At 53.8% G+C, this 299-nt stretch carries 1 pseudogene; it reads left to right on the top strand.

What is annotated here, in order from left to right:
* Nucleotides 1–299, top strand: a pseudogene (locus LD028_RS08715) (hypothetical protein); the annotation flags it as partial.

Below are 299 nucleotides of genomic sequence, written 5' to 3'. Positions count from 1 at the left end.
CCGGAACTGTAACCATCGACGGCGAAGAATGGTCGGTGCGGGAACTGACGCTGAGCGAAAACCGTCAAGCCTACAAACTGGCTGAAGATGCCAACGGCAGATTCGACGTGTTTCGGTACAATGACATCCGCATTGTAAAAGCAACGGAACACGACTTCCCCTGGAACAACCAGGAGCTGCTGAAAGCGTACAAAGCAAAGGATAAGTTCGACCTGCCCGTGAGGCTGTTCGAGCGAAATCCCGAAGGGTACCAGGCGCTGCTGGACAAGGTGAACGAAGTGAACGCAAGGGTGAAAAGC

It is taken from the genome of Anoxybacillus sp. LAT27 (assembly GCF_022030075.1).
GTDB lineage: Bacteria > Bacillota > Bacilli > Bacillales > Anoxybacillaceae > Anoxybacillus > Anoxybacillus kestanbolensis.
Note: the sequence above shows the minus strand (reverse complement) of the source record. Positions and strands in the feature narration are given on the sequence as shown.